The organism is Synechococcus sp. KORDI-100, assembly GCF_000737535.1.
In the GTDB taxonomy this organism is placed as follows: Bacteria; Cyanobacteriota; Cyanobacteriia; order PCC-6307; family Cyanobiaceae; genus Parasynechococcus.
In genome coordinates this window covers 2,686,791-2,710,536 of the sequence record NZ_CP006269.1, presented here as the reverse complement: position 1 = coordinate 2,710,536, position 23,746 = coordinate 2,686,791, and the positions used below count along the sequence as shown (strand labels likewise).

Here is a 23,746-nt window from a genome sequence, read left to right as displayed (position 1 = left end):
TGTTTTCATCACCGTGTCTGACGACCTGACCACTACGGACTCCAACACGGAGCAGGTTCTCGACCTGCCAGCTACGAATGATGGCGAGGAGGGCACTCTTCAGGAGCCGAGCATCGCCAAGACGGCGATCGCCCGCTGGTATGCGATTCAGGTGGCCTCGAGCTGTGAGAAGAAAGTCAAGGCCACCCTTGAGCAGCGGGCGGTGACCCTTGGAGTCAGCAATCGGATCCTGGAGATCGAAATTCCTCAGACTCCAGCTGTGAAGCTGAAGAAGGACGGCACCCGCCAGTCCACCGAGGAGAAGGTCTTCCCTGGTTACGTGCTCGTGCGCATGGTTTTGGATGAAGACACGATGATGGCCGTGCGCAGCACCCCGAACGTGATCAACTTCGTTGGCGCTGAGGACCGTCGTGCAACCGGCAAAGCTCGCGGACACATCAAACCCCGCCCCCTCAGTCGTGCTGAGGTTGATCGCATTTTCAAGCGTGCTGCAGAGAAGAAAACCGTGGTCAAGGTGGACCTCACCGAAGGCGATCAGATCCTGGTGACCGCTGGTCCGTTCAAGGATTTCCAGGGCGAGGTGATCGAGGTTTCCGGCGAACGCAACAAGCTCAAGGCCCTGCTCTCGATCTTCGGTCGGGAGACTCCGGTCGAGCTGGAATTTTCCCAGATCAGCAAACAGAACTAACCAGCGGCGGCCGTCTCCCTGCGGAGGGCGGCCTTAGGGGTGATCTTTCATCCCGCCGCACCGGATCCAAGGGTCCGGTGATCCGCAGCTGTCCAAACTCCCCAGTCGATGGCCAAGAAAGTCACAGCAGTCATCAAGCTGGCCCTGCAAGCCGGCAAAGCCAACCCTGCACCACCGGTGGGTCCTGCCCTCGGTCAGCACGGGGTGAACATCATGATGTTCTGCAAGGAGTACAACGCCCGCACGCAGGACAAGGCCGGGTATGTGATTCCGGTGGAGATTTCGGTCTATGAGGATCGAAGCTTCACCTTCATCACCAAGACGCCACCGGCGTCTGTGTTGATCACCAAGGCCGCAGGAATCCAGAAGGGTTCCGGCCAGTCTGCGAAGGGCAGTGTCGGTTCGATCAAGCGAGCTCAGCTCGAGGAGATCGCGAAGACCAAACTCCCGGATCTCAACTGCACCAGCATCGAATCCGCCATGCGCATCATTGAAGGAACCGCTCGCAACATGGGCGTGTCCATCAGCGACTGACGTCGTCCTCATCCTCCTTATTCCAACCCTCCAGGGGGAGACATCGTCACTGATGTCGTCCGAACCCCATCTCCGTTATGCCAAAGCTTTCCAAACGCCTGGCCGGTCTGGCCAGCAAGATCGACGATCGGGCCTACGAGCCGCTCGAGGCGATCTCCCTGGTCCGTGAGAACGCCACGGCCAAATTCGACGAAACGATGGAGGCCCATGTGCGCCTCGGGATTGATCCCAAATACACCGACCAGCAGTTGAGAACCACCGTCGCGCTGCCGAATGGCACCGGACAGACCGTCCGAATCGCCGTCGTGACGCGCGGTGAGAAGGTGGCTGAAGCCAAAGCCGCGGGTGCTGAACTGGCTGGTGAAGAGGAGTTGGTGGAAACCATCGCCAAAGGTGAGATGGATTTCGACCTTCTGATCGCTACGCCGGACATGATGCCCAAGGTGGCCAAGCTCGGGCGTGTTCTGGGTCCTCGGGGCCTGATGCCGAATCCCAAGGCTGGGACAGTGACGACCGACCTCGCCTCGGCCATCAAGGAATTCAAGGCAGGAAAACTCGAGTTCCGTGCCGACCGAACCGGCATCGTGCATGTTCGCTTCGGGAAAGCCAGCTTCTCCGCCGAAGCCCTGCTTGAGAACCTGAAGACGCTGCAGGAGACCATTGACCGCAACAAGCCGAGTGGGGCGAAGGGCCGTTACTGGAAAAGCCTGTATGTGACCTCCACGATGGGCCCCTCGGTGGAGGTGGATTACTCAGCTCTGCAGGATATTCAGCAGGAGGGATAAACACCCTCACGTATAGTTTCGGTTTGGCGCAAGCCAAATCACGGGCATCCGTCCGGCCAGAGACAGCAGGTTGTCGTTGAATCCTCTGGATTCAGCCGATGCAAACCCTGCCGAGGCAAACGCGACACGTTTTAAATCCCACTGGGATTGGATCGGCACGCGGCCTCGTCTCCTTCGGGAGACTCGATCGGTCGTCTGCCCAGCTTGTTCCCCCGATCCGATCCACATCCCTATGGGCCGCACTCTGGAGAGCAAGCAACAGATCGTCGGAGAGCTCAAGGAGCTCCTCGCCGATGCGGAGCTGGCACTTGTTCTTGATTACAAGGGCCTTTCCATCAAGGAAATGTCTGATCTGCGGGAACGTCTGCGGGCAGGCAACGGCATCTGCAAGGTCACGAAAAATTCCTTGCTGCGTCGTGCCATTGATGGGGACAGCTCCTGGGCCAACCTCGATTCCCTGCTGAGCGGCACCAATGCCTTTGTTCTGATCAAAGGCGATGTCGGTGCTGGCGTCAAAGCCGTCCAGGCTTTCCAGAAGGAGACCAAAAAGTCCGAGACCAAGGGTGGCCTTTTCGAAGGCAAACTTCTCAGTCAGGACGAGATCAAAGCCATTGCTGATCTTCCTTCCAAGGAGCAGCTCATGGCCCAGATTGCTGGTGCGATCAATGCGGTGACCACAAAGGTTGCTGTCGGTATCAACGAGGTTCCCTCAGGCATCGCGCGGGCGCTCAGCCAGCACGCAGAAGGCGGCGACAGCTGAGCACTGCACTCTCTGCCGACATCACTGGTTTCACTGATCTGTTGCTTCTTCATTCACAACCATGTCTGCAAAAACTGACGAAATTCTCGAATCGCTGAAGTCTCTGTCGTTGCTTGAAGCTTCCGAGCTGGTCAAGCAGATCGAAGAGGCTTTCGGTGTCTCTGCTGCGGCGTCTGCCGGAGTGGTGATGGCCGCTCCCGGTGCAGCCGGTGCCGGCGGCGGTGGTGGCGAAGCCGCCGAGGAGAAGACTGAATTTGACGTCATCCTCGAGAGCTTCGATGCGGCTGCCAAAATCAAGGTGCTCAAGGTTGTCCGCAACGCCACAGGCCTCGGTCTCGGTGATGCCAAGGCCCTTGTTGAAGCGGCTCCCAAGCCGGTCAAGGAAGGCATCTCCAAGGACGATGCTGAAGCTCTGAAAAAGGAAATCGAGGAAGCCGGCGGCAAGGTCACCGTCAAGTGATCCAGCCGTTCAGGTTGTCAGCCTTTGTATGCTGACGGGAGAGACGGTCTCTGCGGAGGCCGTTTTTTGTCGATTTTTCACTGGTCAATAAAAAAACCCCGCCGAAGGCAGGGTTCTCTGAATGGAACGCGTTCAGGAGTCTGTCCTTGTTTCGACCCTGAAGAGGCGGTCAGCACTCCTCACACATCCAAAAACTAATCCTGGTGAAATGCCGGGACCATCTGGAGAAGCCGCTCTGTTAATTGTCACTGTGCCAGTTGCACGGCTCAGCGGCGATAAGGAATCACCTCAAGCTTGATCGGGCCGCTGTTTGCGACGCGAGGTCTTGCTGGTGCAGGGCCGCGACTGGGTCGACCCGGTGCCTGGGGAGCGCCGAGACGCGTGAATCCCCCGGAACTGCTGTTTCCGGCTTCGGCAAGCAGGCGATTGATGGGGTCTGGATGGGCGAAATACACATGGCTCAGGGTGCGGCCCTGGTACACACGACGCTCCAGGCGCCAACCGTCATCGAGGTTGATCTTGACGAAGCCATTGCGATCGCGACGAGGCACGGTTGCTGTTCCGATCGTGATCGGCATCAACTGATCTGGGTCGATGGCTACGAGTTGCAGGCGATTGCCACTCTGTTTCAAGCGCAGACGAAAGCGGACGTTCAGGTCCTGTCCGCCGCTGCGAAGGGAATAGCCGTTGCTGTCGAGATAGCGGCTGCAGATACCGCTGAAGTTGAACGTGTTCAGCGTTGGATCCATCAGTCCATCCGACCTGGGCGTCCAGCACAGCGGCCGTGTCTTGATCTGTTCGAGCACGAGAAGCTTCCAGTCGCTTTGCCCGATCGGCTGAGCAAGCACGGCGAATCGTTGCTGTTGCAAGGGTTGGCTGTTGAACACCGCCCGTGCTGCTGTGCCGCCTGGCAACACCAGAGCAAGCCCCAGGCTGATGGCCGCCATTGTCGAGGCCCTTGGGTAGGTTCGCGACATGTGATCAACGGCGCCGATCTGTGTTGTACCGAACTCATGATGGGGGAATCAATGGCTGATGAGCGTGGTCGGGTCGTGGCCGCTGCGACCGATGGTGCCTGCAGTGGGAACCCAGGGCCCGGCGGCTGGGGTGCGCTGATTCGCTTCGAGGACGGGAGTGTTGAGGAATTTGGAGGTCATGAGCCGGCGACCACCAACAACCGGATGGAATTGCAGGCGGCTCTGGCCCTGCTTCAACGCTTGAAAGCGTTGCCCCGCCATCCGGATCTGATCCTCAGAACGGACAGCAAATATCTCATTGATGGGCTTGGCTCCTGGATGGCCGGCTGGAAACGCAAAGGCTGGAAGACCGCCGCCGGCAAGCCGGTCCTCAATCAGGACCTTTGGCAGGCCCTGGATCAGGCACGTCTGGACGATGTCCCTCTTGCCTACGTCAAAGGCCACAGTGGTGATCCGGACAATGAACGGGTGGATCGCATCGCCGTTGCCTACTCACGGGGGCAGGCGTTGACCCCTCCACCGCCGTCATCACCCCCTGCAGCGTCGGATGATGCAGCACCACAGGAACTGCAACGGTTGCTCACGCGCCTGGAGCTTGCTGAGCGTCTGGCCGCCGGAGCGTTCACGCTCACGGCCGCGGAGTTGGCGCAGCTCGTGGAGCAGCCCCTTCAAAATCTTCAGGAACGCAGCAGCAGCTGGCGTTGGCGTGACTGGTCAGTGGATCCGGTGCAGGCGGGGAGGTGGCGACTGCGCCGTCGCGAGGGAGGATCAGAGCAGTCCTGAGGGATCCGCATGGCTCAGAACGCACAGGCTGGATCGCTCACCACCAGTGATTTCTATCGACGTTGGCTGGGTCCTGTCCTGAGCCGTGATGAAGGACTCGATGCGGAACAGCTGTCCCGGACCGCTCTGACGGCTCTCGGCCAGGCCAGTCTCCGACGGGGCTGGCCTGGCATTTCAACCGTGCTCAATGGTGTCGCTGCTGAATTGCAGCGAAGGGATCTGCGTCTGGAACAGGTGCTGTTCGGTTGTCGATTCAGCAACCCTGTGGGATTGGCAGCTGGTTTCGACAAGAACGGAGTGGCTGCTGGCATCTGGGATCGTTTTGGCTTCGGCTTTGCCGAGCTCGGCACGGTCACCTGGCACGGGCAGCCCGGCAATCCTCGGCCGCGTCTGTTTCGTCTCGCCGCCGAGCAGGCGGCGCTCAATCGCATGGGCTTCAACAATGATGGTGCCAAAGCCCTTCTGAAGACCCTGGAACGTCAGCGGCTTTCACCATCCGGCAAACGTCCGGCGGTTCTGGGAATCAATTTCGGCAAGTCCAAGGTCACGCCTCTCGATCAGGCAGCGGATGATTACGCTGCCTCATTGGAGGTGTTGGCACCACTGGCGGATTACGCCGTGATCAATGTGAGTTCTCCCAACACCCCAGGTCTGCGGGATCTGCAGGATTCCGCCCATCTGCGCTGGTTGGTGGAGCGGCTGCGGCGTCTGCCCGCGTGCCCTCCTCTCCTGGTCAAGATCGCTCCTGATCTGGAGGACGAAGCCATTGACGGAATCGCCCGTCTGGCGTTTGAAGAAGGTCTTGCCGGGGTGATTGCCGTCAACACGAGCCTGGACAGGCTGGGCCTCGAGCAGAGGCGTCTGCCACAGACCGGCAGACCACTGGCGGAAGAACCTGGGGGTCTCAGTGGATGTCCACTGAGACCTCGCGCTCTTGAGGTGATCCGTCGCTTGCGGGCCGGTGCAGGCCCTGCCTTGCCGTTGATCGGCGTCGGTGGGATCGATTCAGCAGAAGCGGCCTGGGAACGCATCGTTGCCGGCGCTTCGCTGATCCAGCTGTACACCGGCTGGATCTTTCAGGGACCGGATTTGGTGCCGGCGATTCTGGAGGGACTGTTGTTGCAGCTTGATCGCCACGGTCTGCGGTCGATCACGGAGGCGGTTGGCAGCGGCCTGCCTTGGCAGGACTGATTCAGATGAGTTTGAAATGGAGTTCAGCATTAAAAGTGGACTCATGACTTATCGAGTGATTGAGGACGGTCGACGATGAAAGTGAAAATCACTTTTTGATCTCGCTAATAGTGTTGACGATCGAATTCGTCTTTTGGCGAATACGGAGCACAGCAGGCTTTTAATTGCCTTTCCCGATACTCTTTGAACAGCAACATTGCTGAATTGCCATCGCTGTCTCTGGGTGAGCTTCCGCAGGTTCAAGCCCTGCAAATGTCCTGGAGACGTCTGCTGCGTGCGCAGCGTGTGATGGTCGCCGTGACCGACAGCCATCTCATCTGTTCCTGGATGAGCGGCGATCAATGGTTCTGGCGCAGTGGTTCCCTTCCACCCGACTGCTGTCGTGACGGTGTTCCACTTCAACCGGATGTCATCGGTGATTTTCTCGGTGAGCTCCTCTTGGATTGTGAGCTCCCTGGTGCACACATCGAGTTGTTGCTGCCTCTTGAGGCTTGTCGCTGGCGGTTGTTTGAGGCCGGTTCGCAGGATCCCGTTCAATCTGTGGAAACAGCTCGCGCCTTTCTGGCTGGTCTGAATGATTCACTCGAGCCGGGCAATCTTGATGTCTGCACGCAACAGCTCGGCGACGACAGGCTTGTGATCGGTGTCGTGAGGAGCGTTTTGCAGGCCTGGATTGATGTTGTTGAGGCTGCTGATGTTCCGCTTCGCCGCGTCGACTGGAGTCTCATGTCTGCGTTGAGGGCTGTGCAGCGCTCAATTCCCGATGATTGGGTTGGTGATCTGGCCTGGTTGATTCAGTCGCAGGGCCAGCCCGGTTGCCGACTGTTGCTCCTGCGTGATGGCATTCCGGAAGTCGATCAATCGGTTCGCTCGAGTGATGAGGCAATCGCACAGTTCGCGCCGACGGTGCAGGCCTGGCGCTCATTCGGTGGTCAACAGGCTCTGCCGCTTGGATGGTTTGTCAGTGTTGCCGATCAGACTCTGCTTGATTCTGCGCAGGACATGAATGACGTTTCATCGGATCGCCAATTGATGTTGAAGTCCGGCTGGACAGCCTCTCCCTTGGTGCCGGAACAGGAACCAGGCTGTCTGGATCCGTTCATTCATCTTGCATTCGCAGGACTTTGCGAAGGGCAAAGCTGATGGCGTTGCGTCCACCGGTTGATTCAGTTGATTTGCTGGAGGAACGTCGAGCGGAACTCGGCGTTCTTCCAGAGCCGGCTGTGATTGTGCCGGCGCGTGATCTGCTCTTGAAAGGGGGGCTCGCCGGACTTGCCTTGCTGATGCTCTGTCTGGGCGCCTGGCTGTGGCTGATGCGTCAGGCAGACACTCTGCAGAGCGACGTCGATCGCCTCCAACCTGTTGAGGTTCGGGTCCAGGCCGCGAATCAACGGTTGACGTCGATCACTGCAAAGACCAAAGCCCTGGAGAACGATTCGTCCCGCATTTCGGCTCAGTTGGTGTCCGTTCGATCTGGATCCGCTTTCCTGCAGCAGCTCCGTCAGGTCACCCCCGATGGCGTGCAGCTGACCAATGTGAGTGTGCTGCCTGATCAGATTTCGATCACTGGACTTGCTCGCAGCTCCCAGACGATCGGCTCCTTTGCTCGGATCAATGCTCTGGCTCTGAATCTCGAGGCCTTGCCGGGCGTGCCCGATCAGGGAGCCAGGGTTGAAGAGGCCAGCACGGACGACGATGGTTTGACGGAATTCGCCATGTCCGTTGCCGTTGACCCGTCTGTCCGGGCATCACCGGCCGAGTTGCGTTCACTTGGAGCGGAAGGTCTGGCGCGTCGTTATGAACGTCTGCGTCAGCAAGGCTTCGACGGATGACCAATTTTTCAGGGGCATCCAAACGGGGTTGGTTGACGCGGCAGCGCATCCTGATCGCTGCTCCTCTGCTGCTTGGTGCGCTCGCTTCTCTGGCTGTTCTGCTCCTGGGATTTCGTCCTGCCGCTGGACGTGTTCAGGAGCTGCGTCAACGGCTGGATGAACTTCAGAGCCTTCAGAGGTCATTGCCAGCTGTGGAGCGCAAGATTGCGGCGGCGGAGCAGGCCCAGCAGCTGGCTGCCCAGCGTCAGGCGCTCTTGGTGGATCTGATCGCCGACAGCGACAGCATTCAAACCGTGCTGGCCCTGTTGAACCGCGAGTCCATGGCGTCAGGGGTGATGCTGATGGAGTACCAACCGGTCGCTTCAACACCACCTTCAGGCTCGCCGACGGCGGATCCTTCGGACTCTCAATCCAAGGGAACGGTCAACAAAGACGATGCCGAAGCCGATTCTGAGTCGGGAGATCCTCTGGAAACCCTTGGCTATCGCAGGACGTCGATGGCCCTGCGCGTCACCGGTGCCTATGGCGCAATGCTGGACTTTCTCCGCCGTGTTGAGCGGCTGCAGGTGTTGGTTGAAAGCAGCGACCTTGAACTGGAAGCGGTTGATCAGGCGGTTGGCGATGCATCGGAAGCCGACGTGAGCGGTGTGGCAGAAACCGATCTGCGTTTGAAGTTGACGTTCTATGACCGTCAGGCTCCTGCTGGCGAGACGACTCCCCCGGATCCATCCGGACAATCCGACCCTGCAGCGGAACCTGCAGAAGGAGAGGCTCCTGTCTGAGGCTGGTGGCGGGACGTTCCTGTCGATACCATCCACCAAACCCCGCTCTTCGAGTCGCTCTGGCGTGCTGATCCGATCTCAGAAGCGACTGTCTTCACTGGCTCTTGTCGTCGGTCTGTTGACGACGGCAGAGGCGGGCTTGTTTCTGCTCTCGCCCTCTGTACAGGCGCAGCAGAGTGCGTCGGTCGAACTGCGTGTGAGGCGTTTGGACGGCAACGTCGACATCGTGATTGCTGGTGCCGGTTCCGGGGCACGCGTTGTTGAGCAACAACAGGATTCCTCCAATTGGCGGGGGCGTCTCAGCACTTCATCGGGTCGATCGCTTCGGTCGGGAGCCCAGCAACTCTCTCTGCCCGGTGCCGGGCTCAAGAGCATCCAGCTGGATGGTTCAGGATCCACTCTTGAGTTGCAGATTCAGGCCGATGTAGGCGTTTCATTGCCATCGCCCCGGATCAGTTCCAACGGTCAGGATTTGATCGTCCGCTTTTCAGGGTTGAGGTCGTCCAGCCTGGTTGGCCAGACCGGGCAACTGGATCTGCGCCAACCGGGGCGCGTCGCTCAGCCCACCTATGTGCCGCCGATGCAACCGCGAGCCATGGCTCCTCCCGTCGGCGATATGGCCGTGGGCACCATGCTCATCAACAACCGCAGTTTTGTGAACGTCAGCGGACCTCCGGTGACATTGACGTTGAACAATGCCCCAGCCAAGGATGCCTTGATGTCCCTGGCACGATTGGGAGGCTACGGATTTGTTTACGTCGGAGATCCGGATCAGGCCACAACGGCAGACACGGAGGGTTCCTTCGGTCGTCCCGTGAGCATGGCGTTCAGACACGAGCGTTTTGATCGTGCGTTGAACAGTGTGCTTATGGCATCCGGACTGCAGGGAAAACTGGATGGCCGCACCCTGCTTGTGGGGACCACTGTTGCGGCGAAAACCTTTGGTCCGCAGATGTCCAAGGTGTTTCGTCTGAATCAGGTTGGCGTGGAAGGAGCTGCGCAATATCTCGCCAGCCTCGGTGCTGCAATGACCCATGTGAAGACCATCGAGATCACAACAGGTGAATCACAGACTGCAGGATCGTCACAGATCAGCAACAACGCCTCACAGACCAGGAACAGCATCACCGAGACGGAAACCTTCGGCAGTGCCACGGGCCCATTGCTTGGTCTGAGTGGTGTCACCAATTCACGGCTCAATACCGTCACTCTTGTTGGAGACCCCTCGTTAGTCAGTGTCGCCGAATCCTACTTAAAGCAGCTTGATTTGCGTAAGCGTCAAGTAGCTGTAAAAATCCAAATTATGAGTGTCACTTTGACGAACGACAAAACAATTGATGCAAGCTTCTCGTCTAGAATAGGAAACACTTTTCTTGTGAGTCAGAGCGGCAATGCTCATATGAATTTCGGCAAGTACAAGCCTGGAAGCCCTGCCGGAACAGGTATTTACAACGGAACGAACGGTCAAATTCCTGGAAATTACCAAGATGCTCCCACCGTTGACGTAAGAGATCCGCGACCAGCTGTTGTTCCCTTAGCTGAGAGTGCTACGGTTCGTGAAGTAAAAGATGATAATGGTGAGGTAATAGATTATGAAGTGATTAAGCAGCCTTTGCTGCGCGATAATCAAGAAGTATACGTTCCTGATTCAAATCCTAATGTTCCTCCAGATCTTGTCCCCGTCTATGACAAATACGGACGCCCTAAGCTTGTGCCCCAAAAGGAGTTGAATAGTTACAGTTCAGATTCATTTTACGCATATCTAGAAGCTTTAATTGTTTCTTCGAGTGCTAAGACGTTGGCACAGCCAACGCTTTTGGTTCAAGAAGGTGAATCTGCTAAAGTTGAAACAGGTGAAAGTGTTATCACAGGAGTGACGTCAACCGACACCGCCAATGGATCAACCCAGTTTCAAAATGATCGAAAAACAGCTGGCCTAAAAGTTGATTTGAGTGTTGACAAAATTGATGATAATGGATTTGTAACACTAAATCTTTCTCCAGAAATATCTGTGCCAATACCTGCTGGAACTCAACAAGGTGTGGGTATTTTCAATGTTCAACTTCGTAAGCTTGAGTCGGGATCAATTCGGTTACGTGATGGTCAATCATTAATATTAACGGGCGTGATTACTGATTCTGACCGACAACAGATAAGGAAGTGGCCAATTTTGGGAGATATGCCATTGATTGGCCAGTTGTTCCGTCAATCAGCTTCATCAAGAGAAAAAAATGAGCTCGTTATTATCGTGACTCCCACAATCATCGACGATGAACAGGGCGGCACTTACGGCTATGGCTACCGGCCGTCAACCCCGTCATCACGTCAACTCCTGCGCAGCGGCGGTTGATCATCAGGGAATCATCGGCATCAATGCCTTGAGTGCGATCGGAGCCAAGGCCTGCGCAGCCGAGAGTGCTCCACTGAGCAGTGCCGAGCCCATGCCGTTGCCCGAGGCTGCATTCTGCTCAGGCTCGTCATAAACACGCTGGCTGGCCAGCTCGAGTTGGTCAGCTTTCACCTGGTCTCCCTGGGCAGCGAACAGAGACCCGGCGTGGGACAGGTCCTTGGCGGCAAGGTCATGTTTTCCCTGTTCACCTCGACTGAGACCACGGGCCACCCAGCTCAAAGGCTCATCGGGATTTTCAAGGATGGCTGCGCTGAACAGGCGTTCGGCGTCCGGCCAGCGCCCTTTCTGAGCTGCATCAACACCGGCGTTATGCAACGTCGCATGGCTGCGAATTCCGGTTTGGATGCCGGTGGCACCTTGCCAGTGGCTTTGTTCGAGAGCCGAGGTGTCGAGCAAGGCACCACTGAGATCCGCGTCTCGCAGATCTGTGCCATACAGCCGACTGCCGCGCAGATCGGCGCCACGCAGTGAAGCGCCACGCAGGCTGGTGAAGCTGAGATCAGCCTCGCTGAGGTCTGCACCGTCCAGGCGAGCCTGCCCAAGGTTGGCGCGTTGCAATTGTGCTCCGCTGAGGTCGGCATCGCGCAGGTCCGCATGGACCAGGTCCGCGTCCGCCAGTCGGCATCCCGGGCAGCGTCGCTCATGCAGAACGCGGATGAGATCGGCAGTAGAAGACGTCTGGCTCTGCACCGGTATGACCCAGGTCGCGAGCAGCACTGAAAGCAGCAGGCCTCTTGGCGGCATGTCTGTGGGCGACGCTGGAGATGTACTTGCGTTGTATCGGGAGCAGGGATGGCCGTCGACCTGCGCCATGGCGGGAATCGAGAGGCGCTTGCCGAACAGTTGGGCTGTCGGCCGGATCAGTTGCTCGATGCCAGTGCATCGTTGGCTCCCTGGACACCACGTCTGAGACGTCCGTCCAGGCAGAGCGTTCGGGATTACCCCGACCGCCGTCAGCAACGTCTGCGCCAGGCGATCGCTGAGTTTCACGGTCTCGATCCTCATCAGGTTCTGCCAGGCAACGGTGCGGCCGAGTTGTTCACTTGGGCGGCACGCGATGCCGCCCGCGCTGGCCTCAATGTGCTTCCGGCGCCTGGATTCGCCGATTACTCCCGAGCCTTGAGCACCTGGCAGGCAACCAAACGCCATGAGCCGTTGCCGCTGCGCTGGGCCAGCGGTTTTCCCCAGACGTTTCCGGATCCCGGCTGGGGTGATGTGCTCTGGGTGTGCAATCCCCACAACCCCACAGGTCAGCTCTGGAGTCGGCCATCCCTGGAGTTTTTGCTGGATCGCTTTGCCCTGGTGATTTGTGATGAGGCTTTTCTGCCACTCGTCCCCCAGGGAGAGCAGCATTCCCTGATTTCACGGGTGACTGACCATCCCAATCTGGTGGTCATTCGCAGTCTTACCAAGCTGTTTGGAATCGCCGGCCTGCGTTTGGGCTATGCGGTTGCTGCACCAGATCGTTTGCAGCAATGGCAGGCCTGGAGGGATCCCTGGCCTGTGAACGGTTTCGCAGAACACGTTGCTGTGCAGCTCATCGGTAACAGTGGTCGTTACAGCCGCTGGAGCCAGCGGGTTCAGCGCTGGACCGATCAGGAAGGCCACTGGATGCAGCAACAACTGGCGGATTGTCCGGGAGTTGAGCCCTTGCCATCAGCCGCCAATTTTCTGCTGATCCGCTCCGAGCGTTCACTGCTGCCTGTCAAGGCAACGTTGGAGCAACGGCATCGCATCCTGCTGCGGGATTGCCGCTCCTTCCACGGCCTGGATCAGCGATGGCTGCGGATCAGCCTGATGCAACGACGGGATAACCGCAGGATCCTTGCGGCACTGCGTCAGACGCTCAAGGCCTGAACAAGGGCTGCAAGATCCTCATTGGCCTCGCGCACGGCGAGTTCATTCATGCCACCCCGCATCGATGGCAGGGGGTCGCTGAGCGAGCTTTCGGGATTCAGGCGTCTGGCCAGCAACCGTTCGAGGCTGTTCGACAAGGCTGGGTGACCCGGTTCATGCTGATGAACAATCACGGCACCTCCGAACTCCGCAGCGCAGGCGGCATTGGCATCCTGGTGTCGGTCTGCTGCCTGGGGGAACGGCACCAGCACCGCCGGTGTGCTGCAAACCGCCAGCTCGCTGAGACTGCCGGCCCCAGCGCGACTGATGACGAGATCAGCATGCTGAAGCAGGCCAGGAATCTCATCGCTAAAAGGGCGTTCGGCCAGCAGCGGATGCTGGATGCTCCCCACCTCAGGGTCATTGCGTCCGGTGAGGTGCACAACCCGGCAACCCCGTTTCAGAAGGTCAGGAAGAACCGGGCGAACCATGCGATTCAGGCCCACTGCCCCCTGACTGCCCCCCATGACCACCAGGAGTGGACCGGTTCCTCTCGGAACCCATGGGGGCAGGGGCTGGGTGTCCAGAAAAGCCTGCCGAACGGGTGTTCCGGTCATTAGCGGCCTGCTTCCTGGAATCCGTTCGGTTGCGGCGGGCAGGCCCACGGCCACGACATTGCAGAAACGCCCAAGCAGCTTGGTCACGCGGCCTGGAACCGCGTTGGATTCATGCAGAACCACCGAACACTGACTCAGAAGGGCGCCGAGGATGGCCGGAGCGGCGATGTACCCACCTGTGGTGAACACCACCTTGATTTTCTGCTGACGGATCAGTTGGCGCACGGTGAACCCGGCGCCGATCAGGCGAAACAGTTGGGTGAGCTTGCTGATCCCACGTCCTTGCAGACCACCTGCCTGGACGGTGATGAGGTTGTAGGTCTTGGGGACAAGGCTTGTTTCCAAGCGATCGGGCACACCAAGCCAGCGGATGCTCCAGCTCTCAGGCATGGCCTCAGCCACAGCCAGAGCAGGAAAAAGGTGTCCGCCGGTCCCGCTTGCGGCAATGAGAAGCCTCGTCATGCCGCGGTCATCCCCATGGACGCCGCTTAACTTAAAGCGATTCTCGGGATCCAACCGGTGCGTTTCCCTGTGCAGGCTGCTGCCGTTCTGGCCTTGAGCACTCTGTTGCTGCCGGCCACAGCCCCTTCGCTGCGAGCTGCCGAGGCCTTCACCACCCGACTTGAAACAGCGTTGAACGGGGTGGATGCAGGTGCCATCGATGCTGTGGTGGATCTGGCCACCCTGCCTGATCTGTCTGCACGCCTGGACCGCTTCAAACAGGAGTTTCCCGATGCGCGCTGGACGGTGCGCAGCATCTCCAGTGATGGTTCGGGGCGTCAGATTCTTGAGGTGACGGTTCGCGGTGAGCGCCGTTCAGATGGGCTGACCTATCGCCTGGAGGGGAGTCAGCGACTTGCGGTTCGCCTCGAGTCAGATCGGCTGCTGGCGGAGGAGCTGCTCGCTGAACAGACATTGCTCCGCAGCGGTGAAACGAGCCTTCCGATTTCCCTGGCGATCCCCGATGCGGTGCTCACCGGCAGCCGCTACGACGTCGATGTGATCGTGGAGGAACCCCTCGGGCAGGCCGTGGTGGCAGGCGGTCTGCTGAGCCTCACAGCTGGCCAGGTGCAGCAGCAGATCAGTCCCAACCTGTCGCTTCAACCGCTTGGTGGAGGTGGATTGTTCAAGGTGGTTCAGGCGCCTCAACGACCTGGTGTTCAGAACTGGGCGGCGATGCTGGTCCATCCCGACGGCTTGGTCACCATCACGAAGCGGGTGAGGGTTGTGAGCGACCGACGTGAGCTTGGCCGCTAGGACCTTTCACGTTCGCAAATCCCCATTCGCTAATGCTCTGAAGGCGTTGGGTGCTGATCGAGCCAGCGGCGCAGACAGGAGACGTCTTCGTCACCGTGTCCACGCGTCATCAGGTCCTGTTCCATGGCACGGACCTGTGTTGCGATCGGCAGGTTCAGGTTGACGTCCGCAGCGGCTCCCAGCGCGATATCCAGATCCTTGTGATGCAGCGCGAGGCGGAATCCCAGCGGGTAGTGCCCTTCAAGCATGGCCCTGGAGCGATGACTCAGAGCCCAGGAGCCTGCAGCGCCATGGCGCAGGGCATCCACCACGGCTGGCATCGGTAGCCCAAGACGTTCTCCAAGAGCCAAGGCTTCCGCGACAGCGGCGTAGCTACCGGCCACGAGCACCTGATTCACCGCTTTCACCTGCTGCCCGCTCCCCACGGGGCCGAAATGATGGATAGTGCTGCCGATGGTGTCCAGGACAGGACGTGCGCGCTCAAGCGTGGACGGTTCTCCTCCGGCGAGAACGGTCAGCGTGCCGGCCTGTGCTCCCTCCGTCCCGCCGGTGACTGGCGCATCGATGTAGTGAACCTTCTGATCTGCCAGCTGGTCTGCGGCAGCTCGGGCGGTTGATGGCGAGATCGTTGAGCAGTCCACCACGAGACTTCCCTCGGCCAGGGTTTCGGACGCCCCGCCACGACCGAACAACACAGCATTGACGGCGTTGTCGTCGCTGACGCACAGCACCAGGATGTCGACGCCATCAGCGGTTTCCGCTGCCGTGGCACAACCCTGGCAGCCAAGCAGAGCAGGATTCCGCTCCGCGTCTCGACTGCGTGTGTGCACCTGAAGAGGGAAACCAGCGCGGTGCAGATTCACTGCCATCGGCAGGCCGAGCGCGCCGAGTCCGACCATCCCAAGACGCAAGTCAGATCTGGTCATGATTTGGGGGGAAATGGTTCAGATCTTCGCCCGTTGCAGTCGTCAGAGTGGGTTCGGTTCGATCCGTAGATTTCCTCTCATGTCTGCTCGTTTGTTCACTGCCAAGGCGTTGTCTCGTTCCGCTCTGTTCGCATCAGCTGCCGTGATCCTGGCCGTTGGTCCGATCAATGCCGGTCGGGCTCAATACATCTACGACGATGGTGGCGATCTCTCCATGCGTCGCGAAGCACGGTTGACTCCACAGCAGCAAGAGGAGCTGTTCCGTGCCAAGAAGTTATGGAAACGTCAGAGCTACAACCGCCGCGTCTCCATCCTCGAGAAGGAGAAACGCTGCATTGAGAAGGCAAGCAATCCTCAGTCGTTCAGTGATTGCGTCCAGAAGAAACGAGAATCCCGTCGGGCCCTTCGCGCCGACTACCGCGCTTACATCAATCCAGTGCGTCGTCAGGTCGGTTTGCCCCCAATCGAAGACAAGCAGACGGGGGGCAAGAAAGGTGACCGTAAAGGTCGTCGAGCTTGATCATCTCTGAAGAGCTGCCCGCTCCTGATTCAGGAGCGGACCCACGCTCAACCTGAAAGAAGGTCTCTGTTCAGGCAGCGTCGTCGAGGGCAGCCACACCGGGAAGCACCTTGCCTTCCAGGAGTTCAAGGCTGGCACCGCCTCCCGTTGAGATGTGGGACATCTTGTCGGCCAGGCCTGCCTTTTCAACGGCAGCCACCGAGTCGCCGCCACCGATGATCGTGCAGCAGCCCTTGCTGCTCAGTTCGGCCAGGGTGGTTGCGATGGCGTTGGTGCCGGCAGCGAATTTGTCGAACTCGAACACGCCCATCGGGCCATTCCAGATCACGGTCTGGCAATCGGCCAGTGCGGCTTGGAACACCTTGATGGCATCAAGACCGATGTCCAGGCCCATCCACCCGTCGGGGATCGCGTTGATATCAGCAACCTGGCTGTTGGCGTCCGGCGCAAAGTTGTCGGCAAGGAGAACATCAGTCGGCAGCAGAAGCTCAACACCCTTGGCCTTGGCTTTGGCCTCTAGTTCCTTGGCCAATTCCAGCTTGTCCTCCTCCACCAGGCTTTTGCCCACCGACAGACCACGGGCTTTGTAGAAGGTGAAAATCATGCCGCCGCCGATCAGCACCTTGTCGCACTTGTCGATCAGGGCTTCCAGCACACCGATCTTCGAACTGACCTTTGATCCACCAACGATCGCGGCAAGGGGACGCTTTGGTTCGTCCACAGCACCCTGGAGGTATTGCAGCTCTTTTTCCATGAGGAAGCCGGCAACGGCAGGCTTGAGGAATTTGGTGACTCCCTCGGTCGATGCATGGGCGCGGTGAGCGGCGCCGAAGGCATCGTTCACGTAGACATCCGCCAAGCTCGCCAACTTTTCGGCGAAGGCGGTCTCGTTCTTCTCCTCTTCGGCAAAGAATCGAACGTTCTCCAGAAGCACCACATCGCCATCGCCCATGGCAGCAACCTTGGACTCAGCATCAGCGCCAATGCAGCTGTCGGTCTTGGTGACGGATAAGCCGATCAGCTCACTGAGGCGAGCAGCCACAGGGGTCAGACGCATCGACTCCTTCACCTCCCCTTTGGGACGACCGAAATGAGCCGAAAGGATCACCTTGGCTCCCTTGCTGATCAGGTCCTGAATGGTCGGCAGGGCTGCACGAATCCGGGTGTCGTCGGTGATGGCACCACTGTCATCCAGGGGCACGTTGAAATCCACCCGCACGAGGACGCGTTTGCCTTTCAGATCGCCGGCGTTGAGGCTGGCCAGGGAACGCTTCGCCATGGGGTTGTGTCGTGCGGTATGAAAACGGGAGGAGATTAACCCGTGCTCCTGGCAGGAGGATCCGCCATGTTTGAGACCGTTTTGTTCCCGGTCGACCAACGGAACAACGCTCTCGAGATGGCCAATGCGGTGATCACCTTCTCTGAGAACCAGGCCTCCCGTCTGTTTCTTCTCTCTGTTGGAGGATTCAGTGATGGTCAGGAAGAACGGATCCCGGAGAGCCATCGCTCCCTGCTTCAAGAGACCCAGGCGCGCGTCGAAGCCGTGGGAGTCCCCTGCGAGGTCGTGGACCGTCAGGTGAGTTCAGCAGTCGAGATCTGTTCTCTGGCCACTGAGTTGAATGTGGATGTGATCGTGGTGGGTCTGAAAAGCGTGAATCCCGATCAGGACACGGACAGCACCGCTTTGAATGTGATCCAGCACGCGCCCTGTCCGGTTCTGGTTGTGCCGTGACCACTCCCTCGATCCAGTGGTATCCAGGTCATATCGCCAAGGCCGAGCAGCAGCTCAGTCGCAACCTGGACAAGGTGGACTTGGTGATTGAGGTGCGTGATGCCCGGATTCCCATGGCGACGGGTCACCCCCATCTCGACCGTTGGCTGAAGGGCAAACAGCACCTGTTGGTGATCAATCGACGGGACATGGTCACCAAGCAGGCTCGAGAGATCTGGGAGCACTGGTTCAGAGCTCAGGGACAACGCACGGTTTGGTGTGATGCAAAAGCGGGCACCGGGGTGAAGCAGGTGCAGCAGGCGGCCATCCGTACAGGGGATCAGTTGAACGAGCGACGCCGTCAACGCGGTATGCGTCCTCGCCCGGTCCGGGCCCTCACGCTCGGTTTCCCCAATGTCGGGAAGTCGGCCCTGATCAACCGATTGGTGAAACAGAAGGTGGTCGCCAGCGCTCGTCGCGCCGGGGTGACCCGGACCCTGCGCTGGGTGCGTCTCGGACAGGACCTTGATTTGCTGGATGCGCCTGGTGTTCTGCCCCCTCGGCTTGATGACCAGCAGGCAGCGTTGCACTTAGCTCTCTGCGATGACATCGGCCAAGCCGCCTATGACGGGGAATTGGTGGCGCAGGCTTTTCTCAAGTTGTTGCTGGCGCTGCAGGGACGGGAGGAGGCCGGTGTGGTGCTCAGCATTCTTGATCAGCGTTACGGCATTCCCTTGTCCGGGGAGACGCAGGATCCCGCTCTCTGGTTGGACGCCACATCAGCGCGTCATACCTCTGCCAACACCGCTCGCATGGCCCAGCGACTGCTGGATGATTTCCGCCGATCAGCCCTCGGCCGGATTGCCCTGGAGCTGCCTGGATGACTGAAAGGCGTCGACGACCGCCCCTGCCCCAGGAGATCTTCACCAAGGGATTCGGGGAGGGAGAGGGGGAGCTGCTGACCCTGACCTATCCCAAGCCATTGCCCATGCGGTTGGACCGCTGGTTGGTGAGCCAGCGCAATGAGCAGAGCCGGGCTCGGATCCAGAAGTTCATCGACGCTGGTTACGTTCGCGTGAATGGAACGACCGGGAAGGCCAAAACCCCCCTACGGCAGGGAGATCAGGTTCAGTTGTGGATGCCGCCGCCGGAACCACTGCCCTATCTGAAGCCGGAGCCTATGGACCTGGATGTGCTGTTCGAGGACGGCCATCTGATCGTGATCAACAAACCAGCGGGTTTGACGGTCCATCCCGCTCCAGGAAACAAGGACGGCACCCTGGTGAATGGCTTGCTCCATCACTGCCCGGATTTGCCTGGCATTAGCGGCAAACTGCGGCCGGGAATCGTTCACAGACTCGATAAGGACACCACCGGTTGCATCGTGATCGCCAAATCTCAGGAGGCTCTGGTGCGGTTGCAGGTTCAGATCCAGAAGCGGATCGCCTCAAGGGACTACCTCGCCGTGGTCCATGGCGTTCCCGCAGGAGACAGCGGCACCATTGTTGGGGCCATCGGCCGCCATCCGGCCGATCGCAAGAAATATGCGGTGGTGAGTGGCGACGCCGGTCGATATGCCTGCACCCACTGGACCCTGCTCGAGCGCTTTGGTGACTACTCCTTGATGCGTTTCAAGCTCGACACGGGTCGCACCCATCAGATCCGGGTGCATTGCGCCCACATGAATCATCCCGTCGTGGGCGATCCCACCTACAGCCGCTGCCGCCGCTTGCCGATCGACATGCCCGGCCAGGCCTTGCATGCGGTTCAGCTGGGGCTGAATCATCCGATCAGCGGGGAGCGGATGTCGTTCGAAGCCCCCCTCCCTGCCGTGATGGAAAAGTTGATCGGGGTCTTGCGGCGACGTGCGGATCAGAGCTGATTCAGGTAAGCCAATGCTCCGGTCAAGCCGGCGTTGTAGTCGATGGCGACTTCATTGCTGATGTAATCACTGCGTGAGTCGGTATAGGACCAGTCGTCGGCCTCCGTTGGCCCCCCTACCAAGGCCCCCTTCAGGATGTAGGTGTTCGGCTGATCGTTGTTGAAGTTGTCCCAGCCAACACCTGAGGCAGCTCGATGATGGGGCTGCTGCGGATAGTTCGCCCCAAATCCCACCATGTAGCTCGACTCCCTTGGGTTGTCTCCAAGGATGTAGTCGATAGTTTCGGTTGCGAGTGCGCTGTAGCGGCCGTCGGGATCGATCAGTGTGTCGGCGACCTCTGCCGCGAACATCGCCGTGTTGGCTGCATAGCGCAGGGATCCCCAGGGGCTGATGTGACGCAGGTTTCCTTCCGTCAGACGGACCCCGTTGCTGCCGTTGACCCAGCTGTCGAGCCATTGACGCACATCGGTGAGTGTGCCTGCTGCCGGTGCATCCTGCGCCAGCAGAACGGCTGTGGCGTAAGACGCATCGTCCCAGTTGTGCGTCCAGCCGTTGTTGAGGCCGCCGATCTCCTGCCGATAGAGATCCACAGCCCTGGACCGATAGGCATCACCATTACCACCGTGGGCATCGACCGCTCTGGCCAGCCAGGCTGCGCCGTAAGCGAGTTCATCGTTGTAACCGCTCCATGAGTTGTAGAAGCCTTGAACGCTTGGAATGGAGTCGGAGTATCGACCTCGATAACGATCAGCGAATGTGAACAGCGACTCTGATGCCTCCAGCAAGGTGTCGGCATAACCGGGATCCCCTGTTTCCCGAAACAGGACGGATGCTGAGGCCAGTGCGGCGGCACTGGCCGCGGCGACATCCGTCCCGGGTTTGTCGGCTGTCACCGCCAGGGCTGGTCGCGCGATGGTTTGCTGTTCCGGTGCACTCCAGAGGGCATGGTCTGCCTGTCCATCCCCGACCTGTGCAATGAAATACGAGGTCTCTCCAGTGTCATCGATTCCCTGCGCCTTGAGGAGGTAGTCCGTCCCCCAGCGGACGGTGTTGAGCAAGGCCTCCATCTGGTTGCTGTCGGTGTAACCGTCGGTAAAACTGATGCCACCCCAGGCCAGGGTTGCAAGGGTCGAAGCAAGGGGTAGACCGAACTTCACGTGATCGCCGGCATCGTGATAGCCACCGGTGAGGTCGAGGTTGAGGCCGACTTGCAGGTTCTCCGCCGTTGCATCGCCGAAATAAACGCCGTCTCGCCCGTCACGCAGACCTGAGTCCCCACGCCAGAGGACGCGATTGGTTGATTCATCCAGGTCGCCTGAGCGGTTGGCGTCGTAAAACAGCAACGACAGCTCCAAGGCTTTGCCGTAATCCTCAACAGGTTGGGGAGCGGGTTCCGGCGAAGGCTGTGGCTGAGGTGATGGCTGTGGCTGAGGTGATGGCTGTGGCTGAGGTGATGGCTGTGGCTCTGGCGAAGGCTGTGGCTCTGGCTCTGGTGATGGCTGTGGCTCTGGTGATGGCTGTGGCTGCGGTTGTGGTGTCGGGCCGGGAGCAGGTTGCGGTTGGCTGGGGCCATCGTCAGCCAAGAGCATGGAGGCATCGAGCTGGCCGCTCTGCCCAATGTCGATCTGCTGGGCGCCGTTGAAGCCGATGGTGATCGATTGCCCTGGTTGGATCCGCCGGCCCCAGCCAATGCCGGTCAGGGTGTGACGGAAGAGGCCATCGCCGAGGTCCGTGGAGGAATGGTTGGCTCCCCAGGGATCTCCGCTGATGGTGTGGGGGCTGGTGAAGCTCCAGGTCCAGTTGTTGAGTCGCTTGTCGGAGGTGTTGGTGAGTGTGATCTCAGCGGTGAAGCCGTTCCACCAGAGATCGCCGTTGATCTGAACGTCGAGGGTGTTGTCGAGCGGTTGAGGTTGGGGAGCGGGTTCCGGCGAAGGCTGTGGCTGAGGTGATGGCTGTGGCTCTGGTGATGGCTGTGGCTCTGGCGAAGGCTGTGGCTGGGGTGATGGATCGACTCCGTCAGGGCCAGACCCTGTGGGATCGCTCAGCGTGACCATGCTCTGGAAGTAGTCGATCACCACGGCATGAGGCACCTCAAGAGCTGGCCATTGCGGCCAGTTGAAGGTGTCATTCATGAATGGCTGGGTTTGGTCATGGCTCAGCACGGTGAGATGGTTCACGTCGTGAGCGATGGCCCCCCCCTCGATGGCTCGCCTCCCATGGGCTCTGGAATGCATCCAGCCGCCGTAGTGAGGTTCCATCTTCAGAGTGTTGATGAAAGCCCCAATCCCCCCGATGGCTTCGAGGTGTTCGATGAAGCCGTCTTGATCAACCCGCCTGGCCAACGCCATGACCTCGGCTGGATCGCCAAGTCGTGCCAATCGCTGAAGATCGGCGAGCAGTTGTGGATGAAACGCCTGATCGTCAATCCAGCCGACCTTGGCGCCCTGCATGGCGTACCAAAGACCGACTCCGGCTTCGTCCTGCCCTGAAGCTGTTGCGTTATTCGTCAAGTCAAACGCAAAGGCCCATCGCCCCACCTCTTCAATGGAGACCGGCTCTCGTTGGAGAAAGTCCCTCAGCTGGTTGTAAGCCAGCAGTGCTTCTGTGGTGATGGGGGTTCGCCCCCCCATGAGTTCCGCATGGGTTGTGTGTTGACTTCCTCCAAGTGCTCCGAAATCGGTAATCGATACAAACGTTTCCTGCATTGGAAACAGATCTGAACGGTCTTTCCCAACCCTCAGTGAATCTTTGCCCGCCCTCAATCCTTCAGCTGTCGGGTTTTCTGAGAGATCGTTCCGATGTCAGAGATCGCCGACGCAACTCCGCCAGAGCGCACTGGCCACCCAGCAATCTGACCACTGAATTTGCTTTTCTCTGGACTTTTCTGCGGAGATGCCTTGGATAGTGCATCGCTGTGGTTTACATCCATGGTTATCCGCGTTCGTTGCCGACGGTTGTGGGTCTCCGCTCTGATGCGGGCCTTTAGGAATGAGGTGTTCCCGGTTCCTCTTCGCCGCCATCTCATCGTGGTGGATCAACCGAAGGTCGTGGCACTGCCTGACGCTGTTGATCTCAACCCGGCTGTCGATCTTTCCAGGGTGGCTTGATTCAGCCTGCGAGCAGGCCCATTCTCAGGCCAGCAACAGCTGCGCCGGTCCGGCTGCGGACCTCCAGCTTTCTCATCAACGATTGAACGTGATCGCGCACGGTGGTTGGTGCCAGGTAGAGGCGGTCTGCAACTTCGCGGTTGCTTAATCCCTCCGCGACCAGACCGAGGACTTCCAGTTCGCGATCACTCAGAGAGTCAGTCCTGGTTGTGTTGTTTTCCTTGGTGTTGAAAAGCTCCGGATCCACAAATCGCTGATTGAGGTTGACGGCCTTGAGGGCTTGTTCGAGAACACAGCTGTCGCGCCCAATGTTCTGATCAAGAACCACACCAGCGATGGCTGGATCGTTGAGTCCGTCACGATTGAGATCGTGATTGTCGGTCAGGATCAGCACGCAGCGATGGTCCAGCTGCGAGTTGCTGAAGCTGCGAATTAGGTCAAGACCTGAACCATCCTCTAAATGCTCCGTCACAAACAACATGGACGGGTTTGGGTGCTGGTTCAGATGCTTGAGGACGTCAGCGCCTTTGCTGCAGTTCAGTCCAGGGAAAGCGCAGTTGAGTCCCGTCAGCTCGTTGACCGTTTCCAAAGCAACGAGTTTCGGAAACGTGCAGCTGATCACCGCTCGATGGTGGATCAGCTGAGCGAGTTCAGTGAGAAAGGATTTGAAGGACATGACGGGCAACCA

At 59.1% G+C, this 23,746-nt stretch carries 25 protein-coding genes; 18 read left to right on the top strand and 7 right to left on the bottom strand.

The window, feature by feature from the left end:
* Positions 1-13: 13 nt before the first annotated feature.
* The 5 genes from nusG (at position 14) to rplL (ending at position 3,227) form a co-directional block, all read left to right on the top strand.
* Entirely contained in the window at positions 14-688 is a 675-nt protein-coding gene (gene nusG / locus KR100_RS13980) for a transcription termination/antitermination protein NusG (RefSeq protein ID WP_038547297.1), read from the top strand.
* 108 nt (positions 689-796) lie between these two features.
* Entirely contained in the window at positions 797-1,222 is a 426-nt protein-coding gene (gene rplK, locus KR100_RS13975; protein WP_038547295.1) for a 50S ribosomal protein L11, read from the top strand.
* Between the two features lie 77 nt (positions 1,223-1,299).
* Complete coding sequence (gene rplA, locus KR100_RS13970) at positions 1,300-2,007, top strand: 50S ribosomal protein L1 (protein ID WP_038547292.1); 708 nt, start codon at positions 1,300-1,302, stop codon at positions 2,005-2,007.
* Positions 2,008-2,239: 232 nt separating this feature from the next.
* Positions 2,240-2,767: a 50S ribosomal protein L10 gene (gene rplJ / locus KR100_RS13965; RefSeq protein ID WP_038547288.1), complete on the top strand. Its 528-nt coding sequence runs from the start codon at positions 2,240-2,242 to the stop codon at positions 2,765-2,767.
* A gap of 61 nt (positions 2,768-2,828) precedes the next feature.
* Complete coding sequence (gene rplL, locus KR100_RS13960; RefSeq protein WP_038547285.1) at positions 2,829-3,227, top strand: 50S ribosomal protein L7/L12; 399 nt, start codon at positions 2,829-2,831, stop codon at positions 3,225-3,227.
* Between the two features lie 266 nt (positions 3,228-3,493).
* Here the strand turns inward: rplL and KR100_RS13955 are convergent, their stop codons facing one another.
* A complete protein-coding gene (locus KR100_RS13955) occupies positions 3,494-4,204 on the bottom strand; it encodes a DUF3747 domain-containing protein (RefSeq protein WP_038547282.1) in 711 nt (236 codons plus the stop codon).
* Between the two features lie 51 nt (positions 4,205-4,255).
* Between KR100_RS13955 and KR100_RS13950 the strand changes: the two genes are divergently transcribed.
* The 6 genes from KR100_RS13950 (at position 4,256) to KR100_RS13920 (ending at position 11,142) form a co-directional block, all read left to right on the top strand.
* Entirely contained in the window at positions 4,256-4,987 is a 732-nt protein-coding gene (locus KR100_RS13950) for a ribonuclease H (RefSeq protein WP_038548971.1), read from the top strand.
* A 9-nt stretch (positions 4,988-4,996) separates the two neighbouring features.
* Complete coding sequence (locus tag KR100_RS13945) at positions 4,997-6,178, top strand: quinone-dependent dihydroorotate dehydrogenase (protein WP_038547279.1); 1,182 nt, start codon at positions 4,997-4,999, stop codon at positions 6,176-6,178.
* 183 nt (positions 6,179-6,361) lie between these two features.
* The gene (locus tag KR100_RS13940) at positions 6,362-7,321 is read left to right on the top strand and encodes a hypothetical protein (protein ID WP_038547275.1); all 960 of its coding nucleotides are present in this window, start codon (positions 6,362-6,364) and stop codon (positions 7,319-7,321) included.
* The gene (locus KR100_RS13935) at positions 7,321-8,010 is read left to right on the top strand and encodes a PilN domain-containing protein (protein ID WP_038547272.1); all 690 of its coding nucleotides are present in this window, start codon (positions 7,321-7,323) and stop codon (positions 8,008-8,010) included. The genes KR100_RS13940 and KR100_RS13935 overlap by 1 nt, the downstream gene beginning before the upstream one ends.
* Positions 8,007-8,792 carry a hypothetical protein gene (locus KR100_RS14575; RefSeq protein WP_051847575.1) on the top strand — a complete coding sequence of 262 codons (786 nt, stop codon included), beginning with the start codon at positions 8,007-8,009 and terminating at the stop codon, positions 8,790-8,792. The genes KR100_RS13935 and KR100_RS14575 overlap by 4 nt, the downstream gene beginning before the upstream one ends.
* 64 nt (positions 8,793-8,856) lie before the next feature.
* Positions 8,857-11,142, top strand: coding sequence for a type II secretion system protein GspD (locus tag KR100_RS13920; protein ID WP_239420355.1), 2,286 nt, complete (start codon positions 8,857-8,859; stop codon positions 11,140-11,142).
* A 3-nt stretch (positions 11,143-11,145) separates the two neighbouring features.
* Here KR100_RS13920 and KR100_RS13915 read toward each other — a convergent pair whose 3' ends face one another.
* A complete protein-coding gene (locus tag KR100_RS13915) occupies positions 11,146-11,946 on the bottom strand; it encodes a pentapeptide repeat-containing protein (RefSeq protein WP_038547263.1) in 801 nt (266 codons plus the stop codon).
* A 48-nt stretch (positions 11,947-11,994) separates the two neighbouring features.
* Here KR100_RS13915 and KR100_RS13910 point away from each other — a divergent pair, with 48 nt between their 5' ends.
* Positions 11,995-13,059: a histidinol-phosphate transaminase gene (locus KR100_RS13910; protein ID WP_038547260.1), complete on the top strand. Its 1,065-nt coding sequence runs from the start codon at positions 11,995-11,997 to the stop codon at positions 13,057-13,059.
* Here KR100_RS13910 and KR100_RS13905 read toward each other — a convergent pair.
* Complete coding sequence (locus KR100_RS13905; RefSeq protein ID WP_038547256.1) at positions 13,041-14,117, bottom strand: glycosyltransferase; 1,077 nt, start codon at positions 14,115-14,117, stop codon at positions 13,041-13,043. The two genes, KR100_RS13910 and KR100_RS13905, sit on opposite strands and share 19 nt — an antisense overlap.
* 57 nt (positions 14,118-14,174) lie before the next feature.
* Here KR100_RS13905 and KR100_RS13900 point away from each other — a divergent pair, with 57 nt between their 5' ends.
* Positions 14,175-14,912 (top strand): hypothetical protein, encoded by a 738-nt coding sequence (locus tag KR100_RS13900; RefSeq protein WP_239420354.1) that lies wholly within the window; start codon positions 14,175-14,177, stop codon positions 14,910-14,912.
* Positions 14,913-14,941: 29 nt separating this feature from the next.
* Here the strand turns inward: KR100_RS13900 and KR100_RS13895 are convergent, their stop codons facing one another.
* On the bottom strand, positions 14,942-15,838 hold the full coding sequence (locus tag KR100_RS13895) for an NAD(P)-dependent oxidoreductase (RefSeq protein WP_038547254.1): 897 nt from the start codon (positions 15,836-15,838) through the stop codon (positions 14,942-14,944).
* A gap of 79 nt (positions 15,839-15,917) precedes the next feature.
* Between KR100_RS13895 and KR100_RS13890 the strand changes: the two genes are divergently transcribed.
* Positions 15,918-16,358, top strand: coding sequence for a hypothetical protein (locus KR100_RS13890; RefSeq protein ID WP_156098133.1), 441 nt, complete (start codon positions 15,918-15,920; stop codon positions 16,356-16,358).
* A gap of 70 nt (positions 16,359-16,428) precedes the next feature.
* Here KR100_RS13890 and pgk read toward each other — a convergent pair whose 3' ends face one another.
* A complete protein-coding gene (gene pgk, locus KR100_RS13885; RefSeq protein ID WP_038547249.1) occupies positions 16,429-17,637 on the bottom strand; it encodes a phosphoglycerate kinase in 1,209 nt (402 codons plus the stop codon).
* A 66-nt stretch (positions 17,638-17,703) separates the two neighbouring features.
* Between pgk and KR100_RS13880 the strand changes: the two genes are divergently transcribed.
* Genes KR100_RS13880 through KR100_RS13870 form a run of 3 tightly spaced genes read left to right on the top strand, consistent with a single transcriptional unit; the run spans position 17,704 to position 19,951 of the window.
* Entirely contained in the window at positions 17,704-18,090 is a 387-nt protein-coding gene (locus tag KR100_RS13880; RefSeq protein WP_038548964.1) for a universal stress protein, read from the top strand.
* Complete coding sequence (gene ylqF / locus KR100_RS13875; protein ID WP_038547246.1) at positions 18,087-18,953, top strand: ribosome biogenesis GTPase YlqF; 867 nt, start codon at positions 18,087-18,089, stop codon at positions 18,951-18,953. Before KR100_RS13880 ends, ylqF begins: the two co-directional genes overlap by 4 nt.
* Positions 18,950-19,951, top strand: a complete 1,002-nt coding sequence (locus KR100_RS13870) for an RluA family pseudouridine synthase (protein WP_038547242.1) — start codon at positions 18,950-18,952, stop codon at positions 19,949-19,951. The genes ylqF and KR100_RS13870 overlap by 4 nt, the downstream gene beginning before the upstream one ends.
* On the opposite strand, the gene KR100_RS13865 is transcribed toward KR100_RS13870, so the two are convergent.
* Positions 19,942-22,656 carry a glycoside hydrolase family 9 protein gene (locus KR100_RS13865; RefSeq protein WP_081858933.1) on the bottom strand — a complete coding sequence of 905 codons (2,715 nt, stop codon included), beginning with the start codon at positions 22,654-22,656 and terminating at the stop codon, positions 19,942-19,944. The two genes, KR100_RS13870 and KR100_RS13865, sit on opposite strands and share 10 nt — an antisense overlap.
* Positions 22,657-22,878: 222 nt before the next feature.
* On the opposite strand from KR100_RS13865, the gene KR100_RS16245 reads away from it, so the two are divergent.
* Positions 22,879-23,058, top strand: a complete 180-nt coding sequence (locus KR100_RS16245) for a hypothetical protein (protein ID WP_156098132.1) — start codon at positions 22,879-22,881, stop codon at positions 23,056-23,058.
* A gap of 1 nt (position 23,059) precedes the next feature.
* Here KR100_RS16245 and KR100_RS13860 read toward each other — a convergent pair whose 3' ends face one another.
* On the bottom strand, positions 23,060-23,734 hold the full coding sequence (locus KR100_RS13860) for a response regulator transcription factor (RefSeq protein WP_038547239.1): 675 nt from the start codon (positions 23,732-23,734) through the stop codon (positions 23,060-23,062).
* Positions 23,735-23,746: the final 12 nt, after the last annotated feature.